The organism is Mesorhizobium sp. LNHC229A00 (genome assembly GCF_000502415.1).
Lineage (GTDB): Bacteria > Pseudomonadota > Alphaproteobacteria > Rhizobiales > Rhizobiaceae > Mesorhizobium.
This window is the reverse complement of record NZ_AYWQ01000001.1, coordinates 87922-102069: the sequence shown is the minus strand read 5'-3', so window position 1 is coordinate 102069 and position 14148 is coordinate 87922. Positions and strand designations below refer to the sequence as shown.

The window sequence follows — 14148 nt, the reverse complement described above, 5'->3', positions numbered from 1 at the left end:
ACGCTGGCGATTGGCGAAACCATCAGCAACAGCCTCTTTCTCCCCGTTTCTATACGGGGAGAAATGTCCGGCAGGACAATGAGCGGCGGCGCCATGTTCTCCAGAAAATTCCTGCGCCGCGCCGCCATAACCGCGGCTTCTTGCGGCGGCTTTCTCGCCCTCTCCACCGCCACCCTCTGGCAACTCGACCGTGCCTTCCCGCCCCCGCTTCCTGAAAGGCTCACGGTCTCCACCGAAGTCCAGGACCGCGACGGCCAGCTGTTGCGCGCCTTCGCCACGCCGGACGGCTACTGGCGGCTGGAAACCCGGCTCGACCAGGTCGACAAGCAGTTCGTCGACATGCTGGTCACCTATGAGGACAAGCGCTTCTGGGACCATGAGGGGGTCGACGTGCTGGCACTGGCGCGCGCCGCCGGCCAGTTCGCAACCAGCGGCCACATCGTCTCCGGTGGCTCGACCCTGTCGATGCAGCTTGCCCGCCTGATCGAGCCGCGCGAGAGCCGCAGCCTCGGATCCAAGATCAAGCAGATGCTGCGCGCCGTCCAGATCGAACGGCGGTTGTCGAAGCGCGAGATCCTCGAACGCTATCTCACACTGGCGCCATATGGCGGGAATTTGGAGGGCGTACGTGCCGCTTCGCTGGCCTATTTCGGCAAGGAGCCAAAGCGGCTCACCGTTTCCGAAGCCGCGCTTCTGGTGGCCCTCCCCCAATTGCCGGAAAAGCGCCGCCCTGACCGCAACCTCCAGATCGCCCACGCAGCTCGCGACCGTGTGCTCACCCGCATGGTCTCATCAGGCCTGATCGGCCAACGCGAGGCGGCACGCGCGGCGCTTGAGGATGTGTTGAGCCTGCGCCGGCGCTTGCCGGCGCTCGCCGCCCATGCCTCTTACGCGATGCTGCCCAAGGCCGTCCCCGGCCAGCCGCTCAAGCTGACGATCCGCAAAAGCGTCCAGCAAGGACTGGAACAGGTGGCCCGCGACGCCGCCACCAGGCTCGGGCCGCGTCTGTCGGTCGCCATGGTGCTGGCCGATGCCCGCACCGGCGACATTCTGGGCGAAGTCGGCTCGGCCAATTTCTTCGATTCCAGTCGTTCCGGCTGGATCGACATGACCAAGGTCGTGCGCTCGCCCGGCTCGACACTGAAGCCGTTCATCTATGGCCTCGCCTTCGAACAGGGACTGGTGGCGCAGGAGACGCTCATCGAGGACAGCCCGGTCGATTTCAGCGGCTACAGGCCGAAAAATTTCGACATGGGCTATCAGGGCGATGTCTCGATCCGCCAGGCGCTGCAATTGTCGCTCAACGTGCCGGCGATTCGGCTGCTCGACGCGGTCGGTCCGGCGCGGCTGACGGCGCGGTTCCGCCAGGCGGGCGTCAACCCGATCCTGCCGGTCAATGAGGCGCCGGGGCTGGCGATCGGCCTTGGTGGCGTCGGCGTCACGCTGCGAGACCTCGTCCAGCTCTATACGGGGCTCGCCAATGGCGGCAAGACGCACTCGCTGCGCGACGGCACCGAGCCGGCCAATGCCGTGAGTTCGACCACCACCATCCTCAACGACCAGGCCAATTGGCAGATCATCGACATCCTCTCCGGAGTAAAACCGCCCGAAGGCGCCTTGCAGCGCGGCATTGCCTACAAGACCGGAACCTCCTACGGCTATCGCGATGCCTGGTCGGTGGGCTTCGATGGCCGCTATGTGCTGGGCGTCTGGGTCGGCCGGCCCGATGCCGGCGCTGTGCCGGGCCTCTCCGGCTATGTCTCGGCCGCTCCCATCCTGTTCGAAGGTTTTGTCCGCTCCGGCCTCGCCACCGTGCCGCTGCCGGGCAAACCGCCCGGTGCCTTCGCACCCAAGCGCGAGGACTTGCCTGTGACGCTTGCCCGCTTCGGCGCCGGCGCGGATGGCCTGGTGCAGGCGACGCCGACCGAACCGGCGCCGACCATCATCTTCCCGCCTGACGGCGCCCGCGTCGATCTCGCCACCAACTCGGCCGACGCCTCGCCGCTGGTGCTGAAATTGCAAGGCGGCCGCGCCCCGTTCCGCTGGCTGGCCAACGGCAAGCCCCTCATCGGCCTCGACCGCCGCCGCACCGCGACCTGGCTGCCCGACGGCGCGGGTTATTCCACGCTCACCGTGATAGATGCGGCCGGACGAGCGGCGAGTGTGAAAGTGTTCGTCCAGTGAAAGCGATCCTTGAATAGTATGCGCCAACCGATTCAGCGCATTGGCTTTTGTGCGCTGATGATTGCCGGCTTCGCCCTGCCGGCGCGTGCCGATCCCCTCCCCGCGGGTTTCGTTCGCCTCGCCGATGTCGCGCCATCTATCCGCCAGGACATCCGCTACGCCGCAACCGACAACTTTCTGCACCGCAAGGTGAATGGCTATGACGCGCCGGTCTGCATTTTGACCCGGGAGTCCGCCGAGGCGCTTTCCAGAGTCCAGCGGGCGATCGCCACCAGAGGCCTGACGCTGGTCGTCTTCGACTGCTACCGCCCTGCCCGCGCCGTGGCCGATATGGGCCACTGGACGGCCGCCGGTGGACCGCCGGACCCGCAATGGTATCCGACGGTCAAGCGTGGCGATCTCATCGCCAAGGGCTATGTCGGTGAACGGTCCAGCCATTCGCGCGGCTCGACCGTCGATGTTGCCATCGGGCCTGTCGACAGTACCCCCGTGCCGAAACCGGCCTGCGGCGCGATCAATGCCGACACCGTCGATTTCGGCACCGGCTTCGATTGTTTCGACCCGAAGAGCGAGACCGCGCATCGCCCGCTCGGCGCCGAAGCGGCGGCAAACCGAAAGCTGCTCGTCGATGCCATGCGTGCTGGCGGGTTCAAGAACCACACGCGCGAATGGTGGCACTTTGCGCTGGCCCGCGGGCCATTTCAAAAGCAGCGTTTCGATTTCCCGGTGACCGCCGAGTAACCTGCCCAACCAGCCTTGCCCGGCAACCGCGCATCCCTAGATAGGCCGGATGGCGGGCCGACTCCGGCGCGGAGCGACCCCGAGCAAAATAGTTCTCACAACAACGACATATCGCCGAAGATTTTCTTCACGAGGGCAAAAAAGGCAACATTCAATGCATCTTATTTCTACCAATTCGCTAGATTTGGCGCGGGTTCAAAGGAGGCAGAAATGACCAAACCTCATTTCCGGAAATTGCTCGGCGCACTGATGGCCGCATCTGTCCAGTTCGGCACGCTCGGTTTCGCGTTCGCCGATACCACCATTCTCAACGTGTCCTATGATCCGACGCGCGAGCTCTACAAGGCCTATGACGAGGCCTTTGCCGCGCATTGGAAAACGGAGACCGGCGAGACGGTGACCATCCAGCAGTCGCATGGCGGATCGGGTGCCCAGGCCCGCGCGGTGATCGACGGCCTCGACGCCGATGTGGTGACGCTGGCGCTCGAAGGCGACATCAACGCCATCGTCTCCAAGTCAAAGAAGATCAATCCCGACTGGCGCACCAAATTCGAAAACAATTCAGCGCCCTATACCTCGACGATCATCTTCCTTGTCCGCAAGGGCAATCCCAAGGGCATTCACGACTGGAACGACCTCGTCAAGGACGGCGTCCAGGTGATCACGCCTAACCCCAAAACCTCGGGCGGCGCACGCTGGAACTATCTCGCGGCCTGGGCCTATGCCAATGCCAACGATGGCGGCGATGAAGCCAAGACGAAGGAATTCGTCGGCAAGCTCTACGCCAATGCTCCGGTGCTCGACACCGGCGCGCGCGGCTCGACGGTGACCTTCGCGCAAAAAGGCCTGGGTGACGTGCTGATCGCCTGGGAGAACGACGCCTATCTGGCGCTCGACGAGTTTGGCGCCGACAATTTCGACATCGTTTATCCGCCGACCTCCATCCTGGCCGAGCCACCGGTGGCCGTGGTCGACGCCAATGTCGACGCCAGGGGCACGCGCAAGGTGGCCCAGGCCTATCTGAGCTATCTCTATTCCAAGGAAGGCCAGACCATCATCGCCAAGAACCATTATAGGCCGTCCAAGCCCGAATTGGTTCCCCCCGAGGATCTCGCCAAGCTGCCGCCAGTCAAGCTGATCACCATCGACGATCCGCTTTTCGGCGGCTGGAAGAAAGCGCAGCCTTATCATTTCGGCGACGGTGGTATATTCGACCAGATCTACAAGCCGGCCCAGTGAGCTAAACCTAGATCAGGACGACATGACCACAGCACCCGCGCAGGCGGGGTGGCGGTTCAGACAGCCGAGCGTCATTCCGGGTTTCGGATTGACGCTCGGCTTCTCGCTTGCCTACCTCACCCTCATCATCCTCATCCCGCTATCCGGGCTGATCTGGCGTTCGGCCGCTCTCGGCTGGGTCGATTTCTGGGCCATCGCCACCGACCGCCGCACGATCAACGCCCTTCGAATCAGCTTCGGTACGGCGTTCATCGCGGCTGTCGTCAATGTCGTCTTCGGCACGCTCGTCGCCTGGGTGCTGGTGCGCTACCGTTTTCCCGGCCGCCGCATCGTCGACGCCATGGTCGACCTGCCCTTCGCCCTGCCGACGGCTGTGGCCGGCATCGCGCTGACCACGCTCTACGCGCCGAATGGCTGGATCGGCAAATTGCTGATGCCGCTCGGCATCAAGGTCGCCTACACGCCGCTGGGCATCGTCATTGCGCTGATCTTCATCGGCCTGCCCTTCGTCGTGCGCACCGTGCAGCCGATCATGGAAGAAATCGACAAGGAAGTGGAGGAAGCCGCAGCCACGCTTGGCGCCAGCCGCTTCCAGATCATCACCCGCGTGCTCTTTCCCGGCCTGGCGCCGGCCATCATCACCGGCTTCTCGCTGGCCTTCGCGCGCGGAGTCGGAGAATACGGCTCGGTCATCTTCATTGCCGGCAACCTGCCCTACAAATCCGAGATCGCGCCGCTTTTGATCGTCATCCGGCTCGAGGAATACAATTACCCGGCGGCGACCGCGATCGCGGCGATCATGCTGGCGCTGTCGTTCCTCATGCTGTTGATCGTCAATCTGGTGCAGACATGGAGCCGCAAGCGCTATGGCTGATCCCGAGATCAAATCCTACGAACCGTTTCATGAAAGCCGCTCGGCGGCGGTGACCGAGAGCCGGCCGGCGCAGTCCGTGCTGATGGCCATCGTCTTCGTCTTTCTCGCCGTATTCCTGTTGCTGCCGCTGATCATTGTTTTCAAGGAAGCTTTCGCCAAAGGCGTTGGCACTTACTTGCAATCGCTAAGCGATGCCGACACGCGTTCGGCGATCCGCCTGACCTTGCTGGTGGCCGCGATCTCGGTCCCGCTCAACATCGTCTTCGGCATCTCGGCCGCATGGGCGATCGCCAAGTTCGAGTTCAAGGGCAAGGCCTTCCTGACCACGCTGATCGACCTGCCCTTCTCGGTCTCGCCGGTCATTTCGGGTCTGGTCTACGTGCTTCTGTTCGGTGCTCAGGGGTTGCTCGGCGAGTGGCTGAAGGCACATGGCATCCAGATCCTGTTCGCAGTACCGGGCATTGTGCTGGCCACCGTCTTCGTCACCTTCCCCTTCGTCGCGCGCGAGTTGATCCCGCTGATGCAGGAACAGGGTAATGGCGACGAGGAGGCCGCCCTTTCGCTTGGCGCCAATGGCTGGCAGGCCTTCTGGTACGTGACCTTGCCCAACGTCAAATGGGGCCTGCTCTACGGCGTGCTCCTGTGCAACGCGCGCGCCATGGGGGAGTTCGGCGCGGTTTCGGTGGTGTCGGGTCACATACGCGGCCTGACCAACACCATGCCGCTGCATGTCGAAATCCTCTACAACGAGTACAACGCCGTCGGCGCCTTCGCCGTCGCTTCCTTGCTTGCCGGGCTGGCGCTCGTCACACTGGTCTTGAAAACACTGCTCGAGATGCGCTACGGCGCCGAACTCGCCGCGACGCGCGGACATTAGAAGGTTCATTGCATGGAAGTTCGCGTTGCCAATGTGCGCAAGGAGTTCGAGCGGTTTCCGGCGCTCCACGATGTCTCGCTCGACATCAAATCGGGCGAACTGATCGCGCTGCTCGGACCGTCCGGCTCCGGCAAGACGACGCTGCTCAGGCTGATCGCCGGGCTGGAGCGCCCGACGCGTGGAAAAATCTTTTTTGGTGACGACGACGCTTCGCAGAAATCGATCCAGGAGCGCAATGTCGGCTTCGTCTTCCAGCACTACGCCCTGTTCCGCCACATGACGGTGGCCGACAATATCGGCTTCGGCCTCAAGGTGCGGCACGGGCCGACGCGGCCGCCGGCCGCCGAAATACGCCGCCGCGCCTCCGAGCTTCTCGATCTCGTCCAGCTTTCAGGGCTGGAGAAGCGCTATCCCGCGCAGCTTTCGGGCGGCCAGCGCCAGCGCGTGGCGCTCGCCCGCGCCATGGCGATCGAACCCAAGGTGCTGCTGCTCGACGAGCCGTTCGGCGCGCTCGATGCGCAGGTGCGCCGGGAACTGCGCCGCTGGCTGCGCGAAATCCATGACCGCACCGGCCACACCACCGTCTTTGTGACCCACGACCAGGAAGAGGCTTTGGAGCTTGCCGACCGCGTCGTGGTGATGAGCCAGGGCCGCATCGAGCAGGTCGGCACAGCCGATGATATCTACGACACGCCGAACTCGCCTTTCGTCTACGGCTTCATCGGTGAATCCAGCTCCCTTCCCGTCAAGGTCGAGAATGGCGAGATCTGGCTGGCCGACCGTCCGATCGGATTGTCGGCGCCGCATGCGCCCGAGGGCGACGCGATGCTCTACTTCCGGCCGCATGACGTCGAACTGCTGGACGGTTGCAGCGGCTGCATCGCCGGCACCGTGGCCGCCAGCCGCCGCGTCGCCGGCACAAGGCGCGTCGAGCTTGAAATTGGCGGCGAACGCCAGCGGGTCGAGATCGAACTGCCGGTCGATCATCCGGCGGCGCAGAAGAGCCGCGTGGCGTTCCGGCCGGGGCGCTGGAAGCTGTTCCCGGCTGCATAAAAACACGACCAATATGAATTTTGTCGCCACCCGGACCGACGGCGGTCGCCTACCGTTTCACCAGGCCTTTCAAGGACAATACCAGGATCATCGGATGAAGGGACTGGCAAGGACAGGGTTCACAGGATGACCCTATTTGAAAGAAAAAACTACGATCCGCATGCTCGGGAAACGGTTTTCTAGCAACAAGTGCCAAGCCCTGAATCTATGCCTCGCCGCCCGTCTTGGCCCCGGCTATGGTCCGGCAATAGAGCGTTGCATCCGGAGCCCTTCATGAAGCGATTTTTCCTCGGCGTTGCCGTCGCAGCCGGCCTCATCCTCGCATCCTCCCAAGCCTGGTCGGCCGACAAGCTGCTTAACGCCTCCTATGACGTCGGCCGGGAACTCTTCGCGCAGGTCAACAAGGCCTTTATCGCGAAGCATCCGGCCGTCAGCATCGACCAGTCCCATGCCGGCACTTCGGCGCAGGCGCGTGCCATCGCCGAGGGCCTTGGCGCCGATGTCGTCACCTTCAACCAGGTCACCGACGTCGACTTCCTGGTGAAGAAGGGGCTGGTCTCGGCCGACTGGCAGAAGGATTTTCCAGACAACGCCTCGCCCTTCTATTCGCTGCCTTCGTTTCTCGTCCGCGCGGGTAATCCCAAGCACATCAAGGACTGGAACGACCTCGTGCGCGACGACGTGCAGGTGATTTTCCCCAATCCGAAGACATCGGGCAATGCGCGCTACACCTATTTGGCGGCCACCGCCTACGCCAAGGAAGCCTTCAAGGGCGACGACGCCAAGGTGAAGGAGTTCATCACCAAGCTGTTCAACAACGTGCCGATCTTCGACACTGGCGGGCGCGCCGCGACCACCACCTTCGTGCAGCGCGAGATCGGCGACGTGCTGATCACTTTCGAATCCGAGACGCGCGGCATCCGCAAGGAATATGGCGACGACAAATTCGAGCAGGTCACCCCTTCGGTCAGCCTTCTGGCGGAATTCCCGGTGGCGATCGTCGACAAGGTCGCCGACGAACACGGCACGCGCGACCTAGCCAAGAGCTATCTCGACTTCCTCTACACCCCCGAGGGCCAGGGCATCGCCGCCGAGAATGGGCTGCGCGCACGCGACGCAGCTGTCGCGGCCAAATACAAGGCCGATTTTCCGGATGTGCGCCTGCTGACGGTGGAAGACGTCTTCGGCGGTTGGGACAAGGTCCAAAAAGAGCATTTCGCCGCCGGCGGCCTGCTCGACCAAGCTTATGGGAGCCGGTAAGTCTCCACGCCCAACAATAAGATCGACGAAAGCCGGCCCGGGGCCGGCTTTCCTTGTTTAGGCGATAAGGCAAATCCGGCGCGCATCGTGCAAAACGTTACAAACAATCAACGCGTTTGTGTCAAACATGCCTTTCCAATGGCTTGTTTTCGCGAAACGGCAGCGTGTGAAAGCAATGCCGTCATCATTTGCACACAAACAGCCGCCAGATGCGGGGTGGTTGGGGCTTAAACGGGTTATCAGGGCATGCTGACGAAAAAAGGCAAATACGGCCTCAAGGCTCTCGTGCATCTTTCCAATCTTCCGGTCGGCCAATTGGCCTTCGTCAACGACATCGCCGTCGCCAACAACATCCCGAAGAAATTCCTCGATGCCATACTGGGCGAATTGCGCAACGCCGGCTTCGTCCAGAGCCGCAAGGGCAAGGAAGGCGGCTATCGCCTCGCCCGTCCCGCTTCCGAGATCAAGATCGGCCATGTCGTGCGCGTGCTCGACGGTCCGCTGGCGCCGATACCTTGCGCCAGCCGCACGCAGTACCAGCGCTGCGAGGATTGCGACGAAGCGACCTGCCAGGTCCGTCACATGATGCTGGAAGTGCGCCAGGCGATCGCCGAGGTGCTGGACAACCGCAGCCTCGCCGCCATGCGCGATGCCGACAACGACGATTTTCCGGTCGAGTTGACATCCCAGATCTAGAGCCGGGCGAATGAGGCTGTCGAGGTTCACGAAATCCCGAAAAGTCCCCCGTAAGCCATCGGCAGCCAGCTTTCGCACCGAGATCATCGCCGACGTCTTTGTCCCCGAATATGCCGAGGACGTGCGCTTCTTCAGCCGCAAGCAGCTTAACGCCGGCAAGCTCCGCCGCTTCTCCACCACGGATCTTCGCGAAAGCCTGGCCGTCCTCTTCTACCTCGCGGTCGCGGCGGTGCTGCCGGTGCGCTGGTGGTCGCCGATTTGCGATTGGGCGTCGAGGTTTCGCCTGAAGCGCCATATGCGCAAGGATTTCCCCGGATATGCCGCTGCAACCCGCGCGGTGCTCGGCAGCGACATCGATGCGCGCAAGCTGTTCGAGGCATTGCTCGCGGCGCGCCATCGCCGCCGCATGCAACTTGCCGCGCATCTGGTCGCCCGTCGCTGGAGGCCGGCGATCCGGCTGGAAGGGCTCGAGGACTTGCAGGCCGCTTTGCAACGCGGCCATGGCGCGATCCTCTGGTGCGATCAGTTCACCGCCCAGACAATGATCGGCAAGCGCGCCATGCACGATGCCGGCATCGAAGCGCATCAGGTCAGCGTCAACACGCATGGCGTTTCCGAGACGGCATTCGGCCAGCGCTTTCTCAATCCGCCAATGGTCCATGTCGAGAACCGGTTCCTGAAAAGCCGGATCGTCTTTGACCGTGAAGACGCCTATCAGGTCACCATCCGCATTCAGAAGATGCTGAGGCAGAACGGCGTCGTGATGATGACCAACACCACCCACGCCGGCTCGACCTTCGCCGAAACCGCGCTTGGCGAAAGCGGCTGGACGCACCTTGCCTCGGCACCGGCGAATTTCGCCGCCCGCGGCAAGACGGCCCTGTTTGCGATGTCGACCTTCGAGGTCGTTCCCTTCCGGGAATATCGCGCCGTCTTGAGCCCCGAACTGGTGCCGGCTCCACAGGCGCTCCAGGCAGCGGACACAATCAGGGACGGCGCCAAGAACATGGCCCTGCAGGCATGCTACATCCTGCTCAAACGCGACCGCCTGCTGCAGGCGCTGAAAGAATACCCCGAGCAGATGATGTCCTGGTCGCGCCACGAGCGGTTGACGGAAGCCCAGGGCGGCATCGGCATCAGCGCTGAAGAAGCCTCATGACCGGCGTACCAAGCGCATTGCCTGGCCAACGAGTTCGTCGACCGGCCCCGTCGCGTCGAGCGTCAATGCCCGCTCATCTTGCCCCGGCGGCTCGAGGATGGCGAACTGGCTGTCGACCAGGCTTGCCGGCATGAAATGGCCCTTGCGGTTGCCAACGCGCCGCCGCGCGGTGGCGGGATCGATCTCCAGATAGAGGAAGACGATATCAGGGCAAAAACCGCGCAGGCGCTCGCGATAACCGCGCTTCAGCGCCGAGCAGGCGGCGACCACACCTTGCCCCTTGGCGATCGTGGCCCGGATCTGCTCGCCGATCGCATCGAGCCAGCCTTCGCGCAGTTGATCGGTGAGCGGCTCGCCGCGTGCCATACGGGCGACGTTTTCGGGCGGATGCAGCCTGTCGCCCTCGATGAAGACGGCATCCAGCGCGGTGGCCAGCGCGATGCCGACGGCTGACTTGCCGCAGCCGGCGACCCCCATCACCACGATGGCCGGAGGCGCCAAACCTGAAGCGCCTGTCGACGCCTGCGCTGCGTTTTCGTCCACCGTCAGCGGCTCGCCGGCGCTCGGCCATAAAGAAGGAGCATGGTGACGATGACGACGCCATAGATGATCTGCCGTCCCGCCTCCGGCATCTGCATGACCGACAGGATGGATTGCAGCAGCGTGATCAGGATGACGCCGGCAACGGTGCCGAGATAGGAGCCGCGCCCGCCCAGGATCGAGGTGCCGCCCAGCACCACGGCCGCGATCGACGGCAGCAGATAGGCATCGCCCATCGACTGCGCCGCCTTGGAGGCATAGCCGGCCAGCAGCACGCCGCCGAAGGCGGAGAGCCCTCCGGAGACGGCGAAGGCGATCATCACCACGCGTCTCGTGTCGATGCCCGAGAGATAGGCGGCGCGCTCGCGGTTGCCGATACCATAGACCGCGCGGCCGAAGCCGGTGCGCGTCAGCACGAACACCATCGCAATCCCTATAAGCGCCCAGATGATGACGGCGTTGGGAACGCCCGGAATGGTGAAGCCGGTGGCCAGGTAGCGCATGGCGCCGGTCGCCGAATCCTGTGGCGAGAAGCCGCCGGTGTAGACCACCATCAGCCCTTGCGCGACGGCATTGGTGGCGAGCGTGATGATCATCGAGGGAATGCGCAAATAGGCCACGCCGATGCCGTTGACGACGCCGATCAGCACGCCGCAGAAGATGCCGAAAGGGATCGCCAGCACCACCCCGGCCGGACCGTAGGCGGCCGCCGCGCAGGCCATCATCGCGCCCGCCGCCACCGACCACGGCACCGACAGGTCGATCTGGCCGAGCAGGATGACCAGCATCATGCCGGTGGCGATGACGCCGAGGAACGAGGCCACCTTGAGCTGCTGCAGGAGATATTCAGGCGACAGGAAGCTGCGTGAATAGAGACTGCCGACCAACAGCAGCACCACGATGCAGGCAAAGGCGGTCAGCACCGCCGGATCGGCGCGGCGGATGAATTTCGGCATGCGGCCGGCAATGCCGCCCAAGGTCGTCTCGCTCACAGGAACCACTCCAGCCGGTTGCGGACCCGAAACAGGGCGAAGGCGCCGAGGCTGACGGCGACCAGCAGGATAACGCCCTGGAACAACGGCTGCCAGAGCGGATCGAAGTCGAACACGAACAACAGGTCGCCGATGGTGCGGAAGGCAAGGGCGCCGAAGATGGCGCCGATGGCGCTGCCCTTGCCACCAAACAGCGACACACCGCCCAGCACGACAGCCGCGATCGAGAACAACGTGTATGCATTGCCGCTGGCATAGGCGGCCTCCCCGGTATAGGTGAAAAATGTCAGGAACAGCCCGCCGATCGCGGCCAGCAACCCCGCCAGCGTGTAAGCGCAGAACTTGCCGCGCCTTATCGGCACGCCCGACATGTAGGCCGCTGTTTCCGAAGAGCCGGCCGCGTAGGCGGCACGGCCGAGTACCGAGCGGCTGAACGGCACCCAGATCAACAGCACGACCGCCAGCAGCACGATCAGGCTTGCGGGCACCAGATCGAACAAACGTCCTGTCATAGCATCGGCCAGATCCTCGTTGACCGAGCCGCCCGGAAAGGGCCGCAGCAAAAGGCCGATGCCGTAGTAGACCGCGCCGGTAGCGATGGTCGCGACGATCGGCTGCAGCCTTCCATAAATGACGATGGCGCCGTTGACGGCGCCGCACAGAAGGCCCGCCACAAGCACGGCGATGACGCCGAGCGTGGTCTGCATCGGCGTGCCCACCACCAGCCAGGAGGCCAGGCAGTTGGTGAGCAGGAAGATCATGCCCACGGACAGGTCGATGCCGGAGGTGATGACGACCAGCGTCTGCGCCATGGCGACGAAGGCAAGCAGCACGCCCTTGTTCGCCGCCGTCTGCACGACATTGGCGGTAAAGCCTGCCGGATGGTTCGAGGTATAGATGACGAACATGACGATGAAGATGCCGAGCGCCAGCAACGTTCCGCGCTGCTCGGCCAGCCAGTAGCGCCAATCTTTCACACGCTTGCTCCCAGGCCCACCGGGCTCTCCTCGCCATGGATGTTGAGCGCGCTCGCTATCAGCGCCCGCTCGGTGATCTCGCCGCCGACCAGCTCTCGCTTGACGGCGCCGTCATAGAGCACCAGGACCCGGTCGCAGCAGCCGATCAGCTCGTCATAGTCGGTCGAATAGAACAGGATCGCCGCGCCCGCATCCGCCAGCTTGCGCATCAGCTGATAGATCTCCTGCTTGGTGCCGACGTCGATGCCGCGCGTCGGGTCGTTGAGCAGGATGATGCGCGGCTGGCGCATCAGCCATTTGGCGATCACCACCTTCTGCTGGTTGCCGCCCGACAGCGCGCCGACCGGAATGTCGAGGCCCGCGGTCTTGATCGCCAGCAGGCTGACCATGTCGTCGATCAGCCGCTGTTCGGCGGCACGGTCGATGATGCCGCCTTTCGACAGCCGGTCGAGCGCGGCGAAGGACAGGTTCTCGCGCACCGTCATCGGCAGCATCAGTCCTTCGGTCTTGCGGTCTTCCGGGATGAGGGCCATGCCGATGCCATCCTCGCGGGCCGCTGCCGGGCTGGTGATCGTCACCGGCCTGCCGTCGATCAGCACCTCGCCGGAGAGGCCGCGGAGCACACCGAAGAACGCGAGCAGCAATTCGCGCTGGCCCTGGCCGTCCAGCCCGCCGAGGCCGACCACCTCGCCTGCCCTGACTGTCAGCGAGATATCGTGCAGCCGGTCGGCCCAGGACAGCTTGCGCGCCTCGAGCCGGGGGGCGGCACCGGCGGGTGCCGCTGCTGGCTTGGGCGGAAAAATATGGCTATATTCACGGCCGATCATCAGCTCGACCACCTCGTTGTCGCTCTTCGAGCCGGCCTCGTAGCTGGCGACATTGCGGCCATTGCGGAACACGGTGCAATGGTCGGCCAGTTCGGCGATCTCATTCATGCGGTGCGAGATGTAGAGCAGCGCCAGCCCTTCCGAGCGCAGTCGTTTCAAGACGCCGAAGATCTTCGCGACATCCGCCGCCGTCAGCGCCGAAGTCGCTTCGTCGAGGATGAGGATGCGCGGTTTCCTGGCCAGCGCCTTGGCGATCTCCACCATCTGGCGCCGTGACAGGGGCAGATCCTTGACCAGTGCCAGCGGATGGATGTCGGCGGCGCCCGCGCGCGCCAGCGCGTCCTCGGCGATGCGCCGCTGCGCCTTGCGGTCGATCATGCCGAAGCGTTTGGGCGGATCGGAGATGACGATGTTGTCCGCGACGCTGAGTTCGGGGATCAGCGACAGTTCCTGGAAGATGCAGACGATCCCGGCCTTGTTCGCCGCACCCGGCGACGCGAAGGTCACCTCGCGTCCGTCCAGCGTCATGTGGCCCTCGTCGGGCGCCACGACACCGGCCATGACCTTGATCAGGGTCGATTTGCCAGCCCCGTTTTCACCGAGAATGGCGTGGATGCTGCCGGCCCCGACCGTCAGTTCGGCCTTTTCCAGCGCCCGCACGCCGCCATAGCGCTTGGAAATGCCTTCCATGCGAAAGAGTGGAGCCGCACCGTCCATCAACCCTCCCGA

13 protein-coding genes are annotated in these 14148 nt (G+C 64.0%); 9 read left to right on the top strand and 4 right to left on the bottom strand.

Translation table 11 applies throughout. The annotated features are described in order from the left end of the window. The first annotated feature begins 78 nt into the window (after positions 1 to 78). The 9 genes from pbpC to X742_RS169005 all read left to right on the top strand — a co-directional run bounded on the left by pbpC (position 79) and on the right by X742_RS169005 (position 10083). Complete coding sequence (gene pbpC / locus X742_RS168965) at positions 79 to 2184, top strand: penicillin-binding protein 1C (protein WP_031247570.1); 2106 nt, start codon at positions 79 to 81, stop codon at positions 2182 to 2184. An 18-nt stretch (positions 2185 to 2202) separates the two neighbouring features. Beyond that, positions 2203 to 2925: a M15 family metallopeptidase gene (locus tag X742_RS168970; RefSeq protein ID WP_023769586.1), complete on the top strand. Its 723-nt coding sequence runs from the start codon at positions 2203 to 2205 to the stop codon at positions 2923 to 2925. Positions 2926 to 3135: 210 nt separating this feature from the next. Beyond that, complete coding sequence (locus X742_RS168975; RefSeq protein WP_023769585.1) at positions 3136 to 4164, top strand: sulfate ABC transporter substrate-binding protein; 1029 nt, start codon at positions 3136 to 3138, stop codon at positions 4162 to 4164. Between the two features lie 22 nt (positions 4165 to 4186). Further along, on the top strand, positions 4187 to 5038 hold the full coding sequence (gene cysT, locus X742_RS168980) for a sulfate ABC transporter permease subunit CysT (RefSeq protein WP_023769584.1): 852 nt from the start codon (positions 4187 to 4189) through the stop codon (positions 5036 to 5038). Further along, complete coding sequence (gene cysW / locus X742_RS168985; RefSeq protein WP_023769583.1) at positions 5031 to 5915, top strand: sulfate ABC transporter permease subunit CysW; 885 nt, start codon at positions 5031 to 5033, stop codon at positions 5913 to 5915. Before cysT ends, cysW begins: the two co-directional genes overlap by 8 nt. A gap of 12 nt (positions 5916 to 5927) precedes the next feature. Further along, positions 5928 to 6968, top strand: a complete 1041-nt coding sequence (locus X742_RS168990) for a sulfate/molybdate ABC transporter ATP-binding protein (protein WP_023769582.1) — start codon at positions 5928 to 5930, stop codon at positions 6966 to 6968. A 273-nt stretch (positions 6969 to 7241) separates the two neighbouring features. Next, on the top strand, positions 7242 to 8228 hold the full coding sequence (locus X742_RS168995) for a sulfate ABC transporter substrate-binding protein (RefSeq protein ID WP_023769581.1): 987 nt from the start codon (positions 7242 to 7244) through the stop codon (positions 8226 to 8228). A gap of 246 nt (positions 8229 to 8474) precedes the next feature. Next, entirely contained in the window at positions 8475 to 8924 is a 450-nt protein-coding gene (locus tag X742_RS169000) for an Rrf2 family transcriptional regulator (protein WP_023769580.1), read from the top strand. Positions 8925 to 8934: 10 nt separating this feature from the next. After that, positions 8935 to 10083: a hypothetical protein gene (locus tag X742_RS169005; protein WP_023769579.1), complete on the top strand. Its 1149-nt coding sequence runs from the start codon at positions 8935 to 8937 to the stop codon at positions 10081 to 10083. On the opposite strand, the gene X742_RS169010 is transcribed toward X742_RS169005, so the two are convergent. The 4 genes from X742_RS169010 to X742_RS169025 are packed head-to-tail and all read right to left on the bottom strand — an operon-like array spanning position 10078 to position 14136. Further along, positions 10078 to 10626 carry a gluconokinase gene (locus tag X742_RS169010; RefSeq protein WP_023769578.1) on the bottom strand — a complete coding sequence of 183 codons (549 nt, stop codon included), beginning with the start codon at positions 10624 to 10626 and terminating at the stop codon, positions 10078 to 10080. The genes X742_RS169005 and X742_RS169010 overlap by 6 nt on opposite strands. Positions 10627 to 10628: 2 nt before the next feature. Beyond that, positions 10629 to 11615: an ABC transporter permease gene (locus X742_RS169015; protein WP_023769577.1), complete on the bottom strand. Its 987-nt coding sequence runs from the start codon at positions 11613 to 11615 to the stop codon at positions 10629 to 10631. Then, positions 11612 to 12592, bottom strand: a complete 981-nt coding sequence (locus tag X742_RS169020) for an ABC transporter permease (protein WP_023769576.1) — start codon at positions 12590 to 12592, stop codon at positions 11612 to 11614. The genes X742_RS169015 and X742_RS169020 overlap by 4 nt, the downstream gene beginning before the upstream one ends. Further along, complete coding sequence (locus tag X742_RS169025) at positions 12589 to 14136, bottom strand: sugar ABC transporter ATP-binding protein (protein WP_023769575.1); 1548 nt, start codon at positions 14134 to 14136, stop codon at positions 12589 to 12591. The genes X742_RS169020 and X742_RS169025 overlap by 4 nt, the downstream gene beginning before the upstream one ends. Positions 14137 to 14148: the final 12 nt, after the last annotated feature.